The organism is Streptococcus mitis, assembly GCF_003942995.1.
Lineage (GTDB): Bacteria > Bacillota > Bacilli > Lactobacillales > Streptococcaceae > Streptococcus > Streptococcus mitis_CV.
In genome coordinates, this window is the sequence record NZ_RJOH01000008.1 from 1 (window position 1) to 15,826 (window position 15,826).

Sequence of the window (15,826 nt, forward strand, 5' to 3'; positions counted from 1 at the left end):
TGATTATAGATGACTTTTCGTCTATACTTAGGGGTGAACACAATGTGATACTTACAGTGCCACTTTGTGTGCGATAAACTATGAGCCTTTTGTGCCATATTTTTCTCCTTTCGCTTTACAATTGGCTTGAACACCTTTATTGTATCGCGTTCGGAGTTTTTTTGGTATAACCTTCGACGCGCACCCGCATAGCGGGTGGTTGTTTTGTCTCGCACCTAACGGAGCGAGACGGACTAATAGTCACATAATAAAACGCATAATATCAAGTTTTTTTGAACTGCACCCCAAAAGTTAGACAGAAAAAATCTAACTTTTGGGGTATTTTTATTATGAAATTAACTTATGATGATAAAGTTCAGATCTATGAACTTAGAAAACAAGGATATAGCTTAGAGAAGCTTTCAAATAAATTTGGGATAAACAATTCTAATATTAGGTACATGATTAAATTGATTGATCGTTACGGAATAGAGTTCGTTAAAAAAGGAAAAAATCGTTACTATTCTCCTGATTTCAAACAAGAAATGATTCATAAAGTCTTACATGAAGGCTGGACTAAAGATAGAGTTTCTCTTGAATACGGCCTCCCAAGTCGTACGATACTTCTTAATTGGCTAGCACAATACAAGAAAAACGGGTATACTATTGTTGAGAAAACAAGAGGGAGAGTACCTAAAATGGGACGTAAGCCAAAAACGAGACCTGAAGAGAGGACAGAATTAGAACGTCTTCAAGCAGAAAATGAGTACCTGAGAGCGGAGAATGCTGTCCTAAAAAAGTTGAGAGAACTCCGCTTGAAGGAGGAAAAAGAGAAAGAAGAAAGACAGAAATTGTTCAAGAATTAATGACTGAGTTTTCGTTAGATATTCTTCTAAAAACCATTAAACTCGCTCGTTCGACCTACTACTATCATTTGAAACAGCTAGACAAACCAGATAAGGATCAAAAGCTTAAAGCTGAAATTCAAGCTATTTTTACCGAACACAAGGAAAATTATGGTTATCGTCGGATTCATTTAGAACTAAGAAATCGTGGTTATCTGGTAAATCATAAAAGAGTTCAACGCTTGATGAAAGTACTCAATTTACAAGCTAAAATGCGACAGAAACGAAAATATTCTTCTCATAAAGGAGACGTTGGCAAGAAGGCAGATAACCTTATTCAACGTCAATTTGAAGGTTCTAAACCAATGGAAAAGTGCTACACAGATGTGACAGAATTTGCCATTCCAGCAAGTACTCAAAAGCTTTACTTATCACCAGTTTTAGATGGTTTCAACAGCGAAATCATCGCTTATCATCTGTCTACTTCACCAAACTTGGAACAAGTGAAGAGCATGTTAAAACAGGCATTCACAGAGAANCANTACGANAATACNATTCTCCATAGTGANCAAGGATGGCAATACCAACACGATTNTTATCATCGGTTCCTAGAGAGTAAGGGAGTTCAAGCATCCATGTCACGTAAAGGTAACAGCCCCGACAATGGTATGATGGAGTCCTTCTTTGGCATTCTGAAATCGGAGATGTTTTATGGTTATGAGAAGTCATTTCAGTCGCTTAAGCAATTGGAACAAGCCATTGTAGACTATATTGATTACTACAACAATAAACGAATTAAGGTAAAACTAAAAGGACTTAGCCCTGTGCAATACAGAACTAAATCCTTTGGATAAATTAATTGTCTAACTTTTTGGGGTCAGTACATTTGCACACCTGATATTATGCGTTTTTCAGATTTTAAAGGCTTTTTCCCAGCTATTTATTCTTCTTAATAGCCTGACAAAGTAGAAATCCTACAATCATCCCTACCATATTTTGCATAAAATTTGGTAGGATTTCTGGTAGGGCTGCTGCCCAGCCATTCATCAAAGTAGAACCCAAGGCGTAGCCCCCTACCATGGCAACAGTTGCTAAGATAAGGCCTAGCCACTGACCTTTTCCTTTAAATCCTGCGAAAAATCCCTGCAAGCCATGGTTGACCAAGCTAAAGAACATCCACTGAGGATAGCCTGATAAGAGGTCAATCAAGAAACCTGCTAGTCCTCCTACTACAGCCCCTTCACGACTACCAAAGTAGAAGGCCGTAAAGAAGACACCCGCATCTAAAAGAGTTAAAATGCCTGTCGGTGTTGGAATTTTTAAGAAATAACCTAGAACCACAGAGAGGGCGGTTAAGAGGGATACAAGGGCGATTTTAGTTGTTTTGGTTTGCTTCATATTGTCTTACTCCATACTGATCTGCTTGTGCAATAGCACGGTAAACGAAAGCCTTAGAGCTTTCTACTGATGGTAAAAGTTCATCACCTTTGACTAGGTGACTGGCAATGCTGGAAGCAAAGGTACAACCTGCACCAGCATTTTGGCCTTGGATAACTGGATTTTCTAGGATAGTAAAGGTCTGTCCATCATAAAAGACATCTACAGCCTTGTCCTGACTAAGGCGATTGCCTCCCTTGATAATGACTGCTGGCGCTCCTAAGTCATGCAATTTCTGTGCTGCAGTTTTCATATCTTCAAGGGTTTTAATCTCTTGAGCTGCTAGTAATTCTGCTTCAGGAAGATTAGGCGTAATCACACTAACATAAGGGAAAAAACGAATCAGTTCTTGACAGAGTTCACTTACAGCTACGTCGTGTGTTTCCTTGCAGACCAAGACAGGGTCCAATACCACAGGAACTCCTGGGCGTTGCTTGATAAAGTCCAAAGCCTTCTCAGCTACGCTGACAGTTGGTAAAAGACCAATCTTAATTCCCCCAAACTCCACATCACGCAAACTATCTAATTCATGTTGAAAAATGGTATCGTCAGTTGGAAAGACTTCAAATCCTTTTTCTGTCAAGGCTGTCAAACAAGTCACTGCTACAAAGCCATGCAAGCCGTTCAAGGTATAGGTAGCCAAATCAGCTGACAGGCCACCTCCACTAAAAATATCATTTCCAGAAAGTGCTAAAATACGATTATTCTTCATAACGAATCTCCTTTAAATACAAACCATTAGGTGCTGCAGTGGGACCTGCAAGTTGCCTGTCCTTTTTCTCCAAAATCAGGTCAATCTGCTCTACTGGCATGCGATTATTGCCGATTTTGAGCAGTGTCCCCACCATATTGCGAATCTGCTTATACAAGAAACCATTTCCTGAAAAGGTAAAGGTCAAAAACTGACCTGTCTCATCAACTGCTAAACTAGCTTCTGTGATGGTGCGAACCTTATCCTCTACACTAGTCCCAGAGGCTGTAAAACCGGTAAAATCATGGGTTCCCTCTAACTTTTTGATTGCAATCTGCATGCGTTCCACATCGAGTGGATAGGGAAAGTGAGTGGCATAGTGACGGCGCATAGGATTCTTGGGACGTCCTCTATCCACAATAAACTCATAGGTCTTGCTATGCTTAGCATAACGGCAATGAAAATCATCCGCCACAAGCTCAATCGAAATCACATCAATATCTTCAGGGGACTGAGTGTCTAGAGCAAAACGGAGCTTCTCCTCATCCATCTGATAAGGTAGGTCAAAATGAAGCACCTGTCCCAAAGCATGAACCCCACTATCTGTCCTACCAGCACCGTGAACAGTAATGGCTTGCCCTTTATTTAACTTGGTCAAGGTTTTTTCAATTTCTTCCTGAACACTACGCGCATGAGACTGGCGCTGAAAACCAGCAAAGGCGTAACCATCATAGGAAATAGTTGCTTTATATCTTGTCATAACTTCTATTTTATCAAGAAAATAATCTGTAAACAAGGGTCTAAAATAAATATTGTATGGGTACAAAAATCCCGAAAGAAAAACTTAGGAAACCAATCCTAAGCTCTCTTTTGAAGTAGGTACATGACAAAGATAGAGGTTACAATCAACCATGAGCCTAAAATGGCAAAGACCAACATGCCATTGTGAGTTAGTAACCCAATTGCACCTAGAACAAATGGGGTCGTAAAGGCTCCGAAACTACAGCCTAATACAGCAAATGAAGTCGCTTGATTGAGGAGTTTAGCTGGAATTCGTTCAGAGACCAGTTGAAAGACCGTCGTCAAGGCGACACTATAGGCAAAACCAGCCAGAATACTCCCTGCCACTACCACCCACAAGGATGGAGACAAGGCAATCACAATTTGCCCTAAGCCAAAGGTAATACCTGACCAGAGGAGCAATTTCTCTTTAAAGATAGAAATCAAGAAAGAAAAACTCACACCAGCCACAATCCCGATTAACTGCATGACACTAAGAACAAAACTAGATAACTGGGCATCTCCAAGTCCTCTTTCCACCATCAAACTTGGAATACGAATGGTAATAGCCGTATTGGTACAAACTACAACTGCCGCTTCTATAGCTAGGATAAAAATCAAGCCCTTCATTTCCCGAGTTAAGCGACTTGCTTCCTTTGTTTTTTTCTTGACTTCTTTCTTTTCCTTTCCATAAGGGACAAAGAGCAGATAGAGGGTCAACACCAAAAATCCAGCACTATAGGCTAAGAAAGTAGCTGTCCAACCGAAGGCCAACAATTGGCCGACTGCCAAGGTAATGAGAGAAGCCCCAACGACCTCTGCAGAACCGCGTAGTCCTAACATCTGAATTCGCGTTTTTCCTTGATAACGTTCACTGATAATAGAAATGGCCTTGGCATTAATCATCCCAACACCCAAACCAAAAAGAATCCTTGTTCCAAAGACAAAGGGATAGGCTTGATACCAGAAGGGAGCCGTCCCGCTCAGTGATAAAATCAGCAAGCCCAAACTAATCTGTAAACGCTCAGGGAATATTTTTTCTAAAAAACCATTTAGTAGTAACATAATCATGATCCCAAAAGATGGCAAGCTCGCCAAGAGCTCAATTTGTTCCTTAGGATAACCTTGATAATAGTCAAACATGGCTGGCAGGGCACTCGAGATGGAAAAGGATGTAATCAAAACGAGGGAGAGAGCCAAAATACTGGCCCGTTCTAAAAATTGTTTCATGAAATCTCTTTCTATATTTCTCTTAATCTTCTACTTTTTTGATAGTTATCAAATAAGCAAGAAAAGAAGAAGTCTCTTTAGTGTATAGACTCCTTCTTAAACTCAAAAATGAATCCCTTGTGTCTTAGGATGATTTTCTCTTGATTTGCTTAATAAAATAGAAGATAAATCCTGCTACCATATAGGCAACAAAGATAATCAGACACCACTTAAACACAACATTCCAACCCTTGTTCACATTCAAAAAGAAGTAAGGGAAGGGACTGACCTTAGAATTAGGAACATCAAGTTTCAGTACCAAGCCATTAAAAAGAGCAAAAATCATATAAAGCAAGGGTAAAATCGTCCACACAATTGGATCCCAGATTTTGTATTGACCCTGTTTGTCAAAAAAGAGTGTATCTGCTAAAAACCAGAGGGGAACGATATAGTGGCAAAGGAAATTTTCTAGGGTATAGAAATTAGTCGCAATGGGCGCAAGGAGGAAATGGTAAATCACACAGGTAATCATGATACTCATAGTGACTCCACCTTTTAAGCGCAAGAGACTTGATCTTTGCCAGTTTTCACCTAAACGGCTCATAACCTTTAGGAGATAGAGCGTAAAAATCGCGACTAAAAGGTTGGACAGAACCGTATAATAGAGCAGCATCCCAAATCCACCATGCTTGGCGATCTCAAGATAAACTCCCGTAAAAGCCGCTAGAAACAAGAAGATACGGCTATAAAATACAAGTTTATAGTGTTTTGACATGCTTAAATTTTCTTCACAAACTCTGATTTGAGTTTCATGGCACCAAAGCCATCAATTTTACAGTCGATATTGTGGTCGCCTTCTACGATGCGGATATTTTTCACGCGCGTCCCTTGTTTCAAATCTTTTGGCGCACCTTTTACTTTCAAGTCCTTGATGAGAGTTACTGTATCACCGTCAGCCAATTTATTTCCGTTGGCATCGATAGCAACAAGACCCTCTTCTACATCTGCAACTTCAGCAGGATTCCACTCATAAGCACACTCTGGGCAAACCAGTAGGGCACCGTCTTCGTAGACATACTCTGAGTTACATTTTGGGCAATTTGGTAGGTTGTTCATGGTTTCTCCTTATCATCATTCACTATTCTTTGAAAATCAAAATTTCTCGAACAGCAACTATTATACCTTAAAATCAGCATTTTGACAAATTTAGAAAAAAACCGATATCAATCTATCGGCTTTTCTACATCTACATTCTTTTTTCAGCTTCTGCTTTGATTTTTTCAACTACTTCTTGAATGTTCAAGCCAGTTGTATCAAGGTAGACAGCGTCCTCTGCTTGTTTGAGAGGTGAAGTCTCACGATGGCTATCCTTGTAGTCACGCGCAGCAATTTCCTCTTTTAGGGTTTCAAGGTCTGTCTCAATTCCCTTGGCAATATTTTCCTTGTAACGACGCTCTGCTCTTTCATCAACAGAAGCTACTAGAAAAATTTTCAATTCTGCTTGTGGCAATACAACAGTCCCAATATCGCGACCATCCATGACAATCCCACCTTGCTGAGCAATCTCTTGTTGAAGAGAAACTAGTTTCTCACGTACTTCAGGAATTGCCGCAATAGCAGAAACATGATTGGTCACTTGATTTTCACGAATAGGATGGGTAATATCCACATCTCCTACAAAGACAAGCTGTTCTCCAGTTTCTGAACGCCCAAAGCTGATTGGATGCTGGTCCAATAAGGCTAAAAGTTCCTCAATCTCTTCCACTCCTAACTGGTGTTTCAGAGCCATATAGGTCGCCGCACGATACATGGCACCTGTATCTAGATAGGTATACCCAAAATCTTTAGCAATAATCTTAGCAACCGTACTCTTACCGCTTGAAGCTGGACCATCGATAGCAATTTGAATCGTCTTCATTTATGACTCCTATCTAGTCTTAATCACATCTCCAGGATTTGCAAACCAAGATCCTGTAGCCATATGTCCAGGATTCAATGCTTCTAATTGAGCAATTGAAATACCTGCACGTTGTGCCAAGACAGCTTCACCCTCACCAGCCTGAACTGTAATTGTTCCTTCACTAGCAGCATGTTCTTCGGAATGACTCTCACTAGAGGAGCTATCTGTAGAAGTTGCTTCTTCAGTCTTGCTAGATGAAGAAGAAGATTCTTCTGTTACAGAAGTTGAAGCAGGGGCAGATGAATCATAAAAATCTTTCAAGGCTGCTGTGCGATTACTCCCTCCGCTTGAAAGGTAAATCAATACTATTATCATTGCTACAACAATCACGAAAAAGAGACTAGCTAGAATCGTCAAAACACGATTTGCAACAACGCCTGTACCTTTTTGATTACGTTGACGTCGTTCCGTTCTCGTCTGTTCTTCTTGATTCTCATAAATATCTTCTTGCCACGGTTCTTTTNCCATACCTTACTCCTTGTTTTTTTTTACTTTTCTTATTACAATATAAATATGAAAATCACACTTATACCTGAACGCTGCATTGCCTGTGGTCTTTGCCAAACTTATTCTGAATTATTTGATTACCACGATAATGGAATCGTGCGTTTTTACGATGACCCTGACCAACTAGAAAAAGAAATCTCTCCTAGTCAGGACGTCGTAGAAGCTGTTAGAAACTGTCCGACACGTGCCTTGATTAAAGATTAACTCTAACATCGATAAGAACGTTCCACTCCTTCTAGTTTAGCATATTTCCATGCAAAATTATAGTCTTTTCTCTTTATTTTTTTCTGTAAGATCAGGAAGGTCACTTTTTTCTTTGACGAGATAAAGTGGTCTTTTTTTAGTCTCTAGATAAATCTTACTGATATACTTGCCGAGAATCCCAATGGTCAAGAGTTGAATCCCTCCGAGAAAGAGAATAACAGCCATCAGAGAGGTCCAACCTGATGTCGGATTGCCCAAAATGAGGGTCCGAACCACAACAAAAAAGGTCATAAGCAGAGAAATAAAACAAGATAGGAGACCAGCCACAAAGGCGATAATCAAGGGAAAATCTGAAAAGTTAACAATCCCTTCAATAGAGTAGAAAAAGAGTTGCCTAAAACTCCAACTGGTCTTGCCAGCCTGCCTTTCGACATTTGGATAGTCCAAATAGTGAGTTTTAAAGCCGACCCAGGCAAAGAGTCCCTTAGAAAAACGATTGGACTCAGTCAAGCTTAAAATGGCATCGACTACAGACCTTCTCATCATGCGAAAATCACGAACACCTGATGGCAGGGCTACTGGACTGATTTTTTTCATGAAGCCGTAAAAGAGATCAGCACAGAAACTGCGAAAGAAGGGTTCTCCCTCCCGACTAGTTCTCCTGGTCCCAACACAGTCCAAGTCTGTATTCTGGTCTAGTAAGGCTTTCATCTCAAGCAACATACTAGGAGGATCTTGGAGGTCTGCATCCATCACCACCACCAAATCCCCTGTCGCATATTGTAAGCCTGCATAGAGGGCTGCTTCTTTGCCAAAATTTCGCGAGAAAGAAATATAATGCACTGCCGGATTTTGCTCCCGATAGGCCTTTAAGAGTTCCAAAGTACCATCACTTGATCCATCATCGACAAAGACATACTCAATTTCTGTTTCCAAATCTGGAAGTAAAGCTTCCAAAGCCTGATAAAAAAGAGGAAGTACTTCCTCTTCGTTTAAACAGGGGACAATGATTGACATCACCATCTTAGTCTTCAAATCCATTTGGATGCTTGCTTTGCCAACGCCATGCGTCTTCACACATTTGGGTGATGCCTAATTCTGCTTCCCAGCCGAGTTCTGCTTTGGCTTTTGCAGGATCTGAATAGCAGGCTGCGATATCCCCTGGTCGGCGGTCTACGATGCGGTAAGGAATTGGACGTCCCACTGCTTTTTCCATGTTTTGGATAATTTCAAGAACTGAGTAGCCTTTACCTGTTCCAAGGTTATAAACGTTTAGGCCTGAACCTTTTTGAATTTTTTGTAGAGCTGCAACGTGACCTTTAGCCAAATCGACAACGTGGATATAATCACGAACACCAGTTCCATCTTCCGTATCGTAATCGTCTCCAAACACTTGCACTTGTTCTAATTTCCCAACTGCTACTTGAGTCACATATGGCAAGAGATTGTTTGGAATACCGTTTGGATTTTCTCCCAAATCACCACTCTCATGGGCTCCGATTGGGTTAAAGTAACGAAGTAAGACCACATTCCATTCTGAGTCTGCCTTGTAGATATCTGTCAAAATTTCCTCAAGCATAAGCTTAGTGCGGCCATATGGATTGGTCACTGAAAGTGGGAAATCTTCCAAGATGGGCACTGTATGAGGATCTCCGTAAACTGTCGCAGAAGAACTGAAAATGATATTTTTACAGTTGTTTTCTTCCATAGCTTTTAGAAGACTGACAGTTCCTGCGATATTGTTGTCATAGTAGGCAAGAGGGATACGTGTTGATTCGCCAACAGCCTTCAAGCCAGCAAAGTGAATGACCCCTGTTGGTTCTTCTTGCTTGAAAATATCTCTGAGGGTATCGGTGTCACGGATATCTGCCTCATAGAAAGGTACTTCAACTCCTGCGATTCTTTCAACAACTTCTAAACTTTTACGGTTGCTGTTAACAAGGTTATCCACCACAACAACCTGATGACCTGCTTGGATTAACTCAATAACTGTGTGGGTTCCAATAAAACCTGCTCCACCCGTTACCAAAATCTTTTCTTGCATCTTCTTTCCTCGATTCTCGGATTATTTTTTCTTATTTTACCATTTTTGATAGGGAATGTCATTTGCCATCCTAGAGGGTAGGATAAAATTTCAGTAAAATGCTTATACTCTTTGAAAATCTCTTCAAACCACGTCAACGTCGCCTTGCCATATATATGTTACTGACTTCGTCAGTTCTATCCACAACCTCAAAGCAGTGCTTTGAGCAGCCCGTGGCTAGTTTCCTAGTTTGTTCTTTAATTTTCATTGAGTATTATTCACTTTTTAGTCGTTTGACATAGTTTTCAATTGGGTAGTTTAGAGGGTCCAAGGTCAACTCCTTGCCTTGGATCAGTTGGGCTAGATGGTAACCAATAATGGGACCCGTTGTGAGGCCTGATGAACCTAGTCCACTAGCAGCATAGACACCTGCCAATTCTGGCACCTGCCCAAAGAAAGGTGAGAAATCACTGGTATAGGCACGGATTCCCACACGCTCAGCTCTAGAAATCGCCTTAGCCAAGGTTGGGTAGTGAGGCAAGGCGTCCTCCTCCATTTGTTGGAGCAAGGTTTCATCTACCGTCAAATCAAATCCCATGTCATTTTCATGAGTAGCACCTAAGGACAATTTTCCACCTGCAAAAGGAATCAAATCCCATTCCCCTTCTGGCATAACAACAGGGTAAGCTTCCATGTCTTGGCCAAGCTGATAATCTCGGAGCTGTCCTTTCTGAGGACGGACATCCACAGCATAACCCAAGGGTTCTAACAAGTCCCCCAACCAAGCTCCCGTCGCCAAAATAACTTGCTCAAACACCTCTTCGCCAATCTGGTAACCTGATGCTAAAGGTGTCAGAGTCACTTTTTCTTTGACCAGCTTAACGTGACTGGCTTCCAGCAAACGAGTCACTAAGAGTTGACCATCTACTCTCGCTCCACCAGAAGCATAGAGCAAGTGAGCAAATCCCTGCAAGCCAGGGAATAATTCATTAGCTGATGCTGGGTCCAGAATGGCTAATTGCCCTATCAAGGGAGATTCTTCTCTACGCTGGAGGGCTAGTTGATAGAGTTCTTCCAACTTAGTTTCATCCTTTTTCAGGAGAAAGACTCCCGAACGCTGGTAAAAGTCGATTTCTTGTCCTGACTTCTCTAAATCAGCTAATAAATCCACATAAAAGTCAGCCCCCAAGCGCGCCATTTTGTACCAGGTCTTATTGCGGCGTTTGGAAAACCAGGGGCTGATAATTCCTGCTGCGGCCTTGGTAGCCTGACCCTGTCCATGGTCAAAAACGGTCACCTCTAGGTCACTTTCTTTCGAGAGGTAGTAGGCAGCTGTTGCACCTACAATCCCTACTCCGATAATGGCAACTTTTTTCATTGTTTTCACTTTCTAACTAGATATGGTGGAAAGGATTGGTCGATGCTTGACTAGGTACAATATCAATATCCCAGCCTTTTTCCTCTTTCCATTGACTAAGGAGTGCTGCGATTTTTTCCACAAAAAGCACTTCGATATAGTGACCTGGGTCCAATGCCAACAAACCATCAGACAGCATATCCTGAGCAGTATGGTAGTAAATATCACCAGTGATATAGACATCCGCTCCTTTAGCTAAAGCATCCTTATAGAAAGACTGCCCGCTCCCACCACAGATGGCCACTCTTGAAATAGGCTTCTGCAAATCTCTCTCTTGATAATGCACCATTCGAAGACTATCTAGGCCAAATACTTGCTTGACATGTTGGGCCAATTCCCCAAATGTCTGAGTCGGAACATTCCCAATACGTCCAATTCCACGTTCTGGACCTGTTTCCTGCAGATAAGTCGTCTCTTCAATGCCTAGCATCTGGCAGAACCAGTCATTAAGGCCATTTTCAACGATGTCAATATTGGTATGGCTGACATAAACTGCGATGTCATGCTTGATGAGATCAATGTAAATCTGATTTTGTGGATGGCTAGCTACCAAATCCTTGATGGGACGGAAAATCGGCGCGTGCTTGACAATAATCAAGTCCACACCCTTTTCAATGGCTTCAGCCACCGTTTCTTCACGAATATCCAGAGCAACCATGACACTTTGAATATCCTTGTTCAAAGTTCCAATTTGCAGGCCACGACTGTCTCCCTCCATGGAAATTTCCTGAGGACAAAAGGCTTCATATGCGTTAATTACTTCACTTGCTAGCATGGAGAACCTCCTTGATGGCTTGAATTTTATCTACTAGAACTTGACGTTCCTCCAGATTTTTTTCTGGGATTTGTCCGAGGGCAAACTCTAGCTTAACAGCTTCTTTTTGCCATTTTTGGACAAAGACTGGACTGACCTCTTTGGACAAGAAAGGTCCAAAGCGAACATCACTGGCTGATAGCTTCATTTGTCCTGCTTCCACCACCAAAATCTCGTAAAACTTGCCAGCTTCTTCTAAGATGCTTTCAGCTACAATCTGAAATCCATTCTCTTGTAGCCAGATACGCAAGTCGTCTTCACGATTATTGGGCTGGAGGATAAATCGTTCTACATTAGCTAACTTGTCCAAGCCTTCTTCTAAAATCCTAGCAATCAAACGACCACCCATGCCAGCAATAGTGATGACCGATACCTGATCTGCCTCTTCAAAAGCTGCCAAGCCATTGGCTAAACGAACTTGGATTTTCTCCTTTAGACCGTGAGCCTCAACATTTTTAACCGCAGACTGGTAGGGGCCTTCCACTACCTCACCTGCAATGGCACTTTTGATTTGGCCTCTTTCGACCAAGTCGATAGGCAGATAAGCATGATCACTTCCCACATCTAGCAAAATTGCTCCCTGTGGCACAAAGGAAGCCACTAATTCTAATCTCTTTGAAATCATCTTCTCTCACTTTCCAAACTCTGTTACCTCTTATTATACCACATTTCAGCTGGCAATCTTGTACCTAAAAAGACCGCAATCCACAGATTGCAGTCTTTCTTTATTTTCTGGCTTGATAGCGACTAGTCAGGATGAAAATCACGGTAAAGACCAACATCATGACACCATAAACAGGTAATGTTTGTCCTGTTAAGGTTGAAATTTCAAGCAGTTTTTGAATTCTTGGGAAGAGAGCTGTGGCTAGGAAGCCTCCTACTGACCAAACAATCAAGAGGACACGCCATAGGGTAAATGGCATGCAGGCTCTAAATACAGATAAGAAACCAATTGACCCCAAGAGATAATAGAGGAGGGTTGAGATTTCTATCTCAGACCAACCTTGACTACTTCCAAATATTTTCACAAAAAGAACGCTGAACACAACCATGAGAGCACTTGGTAGGGCACGAAGCATGGATCTTCTGAGGAAGTTTGGCTCAACAGGTTTGATATTTCGCTCAAAAGTCAGAACGAATGGTGGGAAACCTTCCACGAATTGGTCAATCATGGTAATCTGAATTGGAATGAAGGGGAAAATCAAGATCCATTCAGACCGTCCCAGAAGAGCACTGGCAATACAGATGATTGCGAGCAAGAAGGAATAGATGGTCTTTATCAAGAAAATCGGTGCAATGTGGGCAATGTTATTGACCACGCGACGACCTTCAAAGAGAATCTCAGGAACATCATTAAAATCAGAGTTCAAGAGAACCAAATTGGCAATCTGACGCGTCGCCGGATCCCCTTCCGCCATTACGATGGAACAATCCGCCTCACGAAGGGCCAGAATATCATTGACTCCATCCCCTGTCATAGCTGTTGTATGCCCTGCTTTTTTCAGAGTTTGGATGATAAGTTTCTTTTGATGAGGGGAAACACGTCCGAAAATAGCTGTCTCCTCAGCCATATCAATCAATTCCTCATCCGTAATTTTCGAGCAATCTACATAGCTGTGATAGTCTGCAAAACCAGCCTTCTGGGCAATGCTGGACACCGTAACTGGATTGTCACCAGAGATAATCTTGAGCCCCACTTCCTGAGAACGGAGATAGTCCAGCGTCTCTGCTGCTCCCTCTCGAATAGGGTCCAAGATTTCCAGCAAAGCTAGAGCCTGAATATCAGATGGTTTTTGTAGTTTGTGATGGTCTAATTTCTCCTGACTGAGAGCTAAGACCAAGACACGTGAACCTCTCTCCAAGGCCTCTCTGGCTTCTGGGATCTCAGAAGCCAGCAACATCTCAGGGGCACCTAAGAAAACTGTTCCCAAACCTTCTAACTCCATTGCTCCCCATTTTCGATCACTTGAAAATGGAAGGCTTGAAATCATCGGATATGCTACCTCTCCCACAAAACGCTGTCGAATGGCTTGGGCAGTTGGATTTTTATCCTCACTGTGAGCTATGTAGCTGGCCAAAATGCTGGCAATAGCCTCTTCACCATAAGTTGCCGTCAGCGGAAGAATAGACTCCACCTGCATCTTTCCTTGGGTGATGGTGCCCGTCTTGTCCAAACAGAGCATATCCACGCGTGCCAAGGTCTCAACAGAGTACATCTCCTGCACCAAGACCTTTTTCAAGCCCAGTTTAATAACCGCAGTCAAGAGCGAAGTGATGGTCAAAAGGGCGATTCCCTTGGGCAACATCCCCAAAAGGGCTGTCGACGAATTTACAACAGATGACTTAAGAGGCAGGCCTTTTAAAAGCAAGGCTTCTAGCAAGAGAGCTAGACCAAAGGGAATGATAATCTTCCCAGTAAAACCAGCTAGCTTGTCCAGCGATTTCATGATACGAGAGTTGATTGGTTTAACGGTCTTGGCCTCAAGCATGAGTTTGGCAGCATAGTTATCAGCCCCAACATGGTGAACTTGAGCTAAAACTGCCCCACTGGCCAAGAAACTTCCTGACAAAAGCAAGGCATCAACTTCCTTTTGCACCAAATCACTTTCCCCCGTCAACATGGCTTCATTAACCTCCGCAAAGCCTTCCAAAACCAAGGCATCACTGGGAATCTGCTCTCCTGCAGACAAACGAATGACATCTCCTAGCACTAATTCTTCAGGATTAAGAGCAACTTCCTGACCATCACGAATAGTCTTGACCTTTTCCTTGGTCATGAGATTGAGCTTGTCCACCATGTGTTTAGCCCGCAACTCGGTCACAATTCCAGAAAAAGCGTTAAAGCAGATAACAGCAAAAAAGACCAAATTGCTCCAAGCCTGCACAAAGGCAAGGGCCAAAGCAATGGCAAAGTTCAAAGCGTTAAAAAGGGTAAAGACATTTCGTTTAACGATTTGCCAAGTGCTGGTACTGGCCGAAGCAGTAAAATCATTGACCAAGCCCTTAGCCTGTCTTTCCTTGACTTCTCTTTGGGTTAATCCCATAATCTTATTTTTATCCATAAATTCTATCATATCATTTTTTTTAACAGAATTCTAATCTCATCCCAAATCTGCACCTAGTCAAGGGAAAAGTTTGCCAGCCCTCCTTTGATAAGGTATAATAATAACAAGAAAAGAATCGAAGGAGATCGCATGTTTTATACTTATTTACGTGGATTGGTTGTCTTGCTCCTATGGTCCATCAATGGCAATGCCCACTATCATAATACTGATAAAATTCCTAATCAAGATGAAAATTATATTTTAGTTGCGCCTCACCGTACCTGGTGGGATCCTGTTTACATGGCCTTTGCGACCAAGCCAAAACAGTTCATCTTTATGGCTAAAAAAGAACTCTTCACCAACCGTATCTTTGGGTGGTGGATTCGTATGTGTGGTGCCTTTCCTATCGACCGGGAAAATCCTAGCGCCTCAGCCATCAAATATCCTATCAATGTTCTCAAAAAAAGCGACCGCTCTCTCATCATGTTTCCAAGTGGAAGCCGTCACTCAAACGATGTCAAGGGTGGAGTTGCCCTGATTGCCAAAATGGCCAAGGTCCGTATCATGCCGGTTACCTACACAGGTCCTATGACCTTGAAAGGCTTGGTTAGCCGTGAGCGTGTTGATATGAACTTTGGAAATCCAATCGATATCTCAGATATCAAGAAAATGAATGATGAAGGCATTGAAACAGTCGCCAATCGTATCCAAACAGAATTTCAACGTCTGGACCAAGAAACGAAACAATGGCACAATAATAAAAAACCAAACCCACTCTGGTGGCTTATCCGCATCCCTGCCCTCATCCTTGCCATTATCCTCGCTATCCTAACCATCATCTTTAGCTTTATCGCAAGCTTTATCTGGAATCCAGATAAGAAAAGAGAAAAACTTGCTTAAATAAATACAACAATCC

The 15,826-nt window shown here is 42.0% G+C and carries 18 protein-coding genes; 3 read left to right on the plus strand and 15 right to left on the minus strand.

What is annotated here, in order from left to right; genetic code table 11:
- On the minus strand, positions 1–98 hold a 98-nt coding region (locus D8836_RS06120; RefSeq protein WP_173233557.1), incomplete at its 3' end, for a transposase.
- 231 nt (positions 99–329) lie between these two features.
- Between D8836_RS06120 and D8836_RS06125 the strand changes: the two genes are divergently transcribed.
- A protein-coding gene (locus D8836_RS06125) for an IS3 family transposase (RefSeq protein WP_125393496.1) occupies positions 330–1,678 on the plus strand; the annotation gives its coding sequence in 2 pieces (ribosomal slippage) (positions 330–771 and positions 771–1,678; 1,350 coding nt in all).
- Positions 1,679–1,760: 82 nt separating this feature from the next.
- On the opposite strand, the gene D8836_RS06130 is transcribed toward D8836_RS06125, so the two are convergent.
- The 8 genes from D8836_RS06130 to D8836_RS06165 all read right to left on the minus strand — a co-directional run bounded on the left by D8836_RS06130 (position 1,761) and on the right by D8836_RS06165 (position 7,369).
- Entirely contained in the window at positions 1,761–2,222 is a 462-nt protein-coding gene (locus D8836_RS06130) for an ECF transporter S component (RefSeq protein ID WP_125393445.1), read from the minus strand.
- Positions 2,200–2,973 carry a bifunctional hydroxymethylpyrimidine kinase/phosphomethylpyrimidine kinase gene (locus D8836_RS06135; RefSeq protein WP_125393446.1) on the minus strand — a complete coding sequence of 258 codons (774 nt, stop codon included), beginning with the start codon at positions 2,971–2,973 and terminating at the stop codon, positions 2,200–2,202. Before D8836_RS06135 ends, D8836_RS06130 begins: the two co-directional genes overlap by 23 nt.
- The gene (gene truA / locus D8836_RS06140) at positions 2,963–3,712 is read right to left on the minus strand and encodes a tRNA pseudouridine(38-40) synthase TruA (protein ID WP_125393447.1); all 750 of its coding nucleotides are present in this window, start codon (positions 3,710–3,712) and stop codon (positions 2,963–2,965) included. The genes D8836_RS06135 and truA overlap by 11 nt, the downstream gene beginning before the upstream one ends.
- Before the next feature lie 98 nt (positions 3,713–3,810).
- Positions 3,811–4,962, minus strand: a complete 1,152-nt coding sequence (locus D8836_RS06145; protein WP_000808692.1) for an MFS transporter — start codon at positions 4,960–4,962, stop codon at positions 3,811–3,813.
- Positions 4,963–5,086: 124 nt separating this feature from the next.
- Positions 5,087–5,716 carry a Pr6Pr family membrane protein gene (locus D8836_RS06150; RefSeq protein ID WP_125393448.1) on the minus strand — a complete coding sequence of 210 codons (630 nt, stop codon included), beginning with the start codon at positions 5,714–5,716 and terminating at the stop codon, positions 5,087–5,089.
- A 2-nt stretch (positions 5,717–5,718) separates the two neighbouring features.
- Positions 5,719–6,057, minus strand: a complete 339-nt coding sequence (locus tag D8836_RS06155) for a zinc ribbon domain-containing protein YjdM (RefSeq protein ID WP_001061596.1) — start codon at positions 6,055–6,057, stop codon at positions 5,719–5,721.
- 130 nt (positions 6,058–6,187) lie between these two features.
- On the minus strand, positions 6,188–6,859 hold the full coding sequence (gene cmk, locus D8836_RS06160) for a (d)CMP kinase (protein WP_033688358.1): 672 nt from the start codon (positions 6,857–6,859) through the stop codon (positions 6,188–6,190).
- A gap of 9 nt (positions 6,860–6,868) precedes the next feature.
- Entirely contained in the window at positions 6,869–7,369 is a 501-nt protein-coding gene (locus tag D8836_RS06165; protein ID WP_125393449.1) for an SAG1386/EF1546 family surface-associated protein, read from the minus strand.
- Between the two features lie 45 nt (positions 7,370–7,414).
- Here D8836_RS06165 and D8836_RS06170 point away from each other — a divergent pair, with 45 nt between their 5' ends.
- The gene (locus tag D8836_RS06170; protein WP_004235080.1) at positions 7,415–7,612 is read left to right on the plus strand and encodes a ferredoxin; all 198 of its coding nucleotides are present in this window, start codon (positions 7,415–7,417) and stop codon (positions 7,610–7,612) included.
- A gap of 57 nt (positions 7,613–7,669) precedes the next feature.
- Here the strand turns inward: D8836_RS06170 and D8836_RS06175 are convergent, their stop codons facing one another.
- From D8836_RS06175 to D8836_RS06200, 6 genes are all read right to left on the minus strand, one after another.
- Positions 7,670–8,635: a glycosyltransferase family 2 protein gene (locus tag D8836_RS06175; protein WP_125393451.1), complete on the minus strand. Its 966-nt coding sequence runs from the start codon at positions 8,633–8,635 to the stop codon at positions 7,670–7,672.
- 1 nt (position 8,636) lies between these two features.
- The gene (galE, locus tag D8836_RS06180; protein WP_125393452.1) at positions 8,637–9,656 is read right to left on the minus strand and encodes a UDP-glucose 4-epimerase GalE; all 1,020 of its coding nucleotides are present in this window, start codon (positions 9,654–9,656) and stop codon (positions 8,637–8,639) included.
- Between the two features lie 253 nt (positions 9,657–9,909).
- Positions 9,910–11,013 carry an NAD(P)/FAD-dependent oxidoreductase gene (locus D8836_RS06185; RefSeq protein ID WP_185761607.1) on the minus strand — a complete coding sequence of 368 codons (1,104 nt, stop codon included), beginning with the start codon at positions 11,011–11,013 and terminating at the stop codon, positions 9,910–9,912.
- Between the two features lie 16 nt (positions 11,014–11,029).
- A complete protein-coding gene (locus D8836_RS06190) occupies positions 11,030–11,827 on the minus strand; it encodes a Nif3-like dinuclear metal center hexameric protein (protein ID WP_125393454.1) in 798 nt (265 codons plus the stop codon).
- The gene (locus tag D8836_RS06195; protein ID WP_125393455.1) at positions 11,814–12,491 is read right to left on the minus strand and encodes a tRNA (adenine(22)-N(1))-methyltransferase; all 678 of its coding nucleotides are present in this window, start codon (positions 12,489–12,491) and stop codon (positions 11,814–11,816) included. Before D8836_RS06195 ends, D8836_RS06190 begins: the two co-directional genes overlap by 14 nt.
- A 100-nt stretch (positions 12,492–12,591) precedes the next feature.
- Entirely contained in the window at positions 12,592–14,928 is a 2,337-nt protein-coding gene (locus tag D8836_RS06200) for a cation-translocating P-type ATPase (RefSeq protein WP_125393456.1), read from the minus strand.
- Positions 14,929–15,060: 132 nt separating this feature from the next.
- On the opposite strand from D8836_RS06200, the gene D8836_RS06205 reads away from it, so the two are divergent.
- The gene (locus D8836_RS06205; RefSeq protein WP_125393457.1) at positions 15,061–15,810 is read left to right on the plus strand and encodes a lysophospholipid acyltransferase family protein; all 750 of its coding nucleotides are present in this window, start codon (positions 15,061–15,063) and stop codon (positions 15,808–15,810) included.
- Positions 15,811–15,826: the final 16 nt, after the last annotated feature.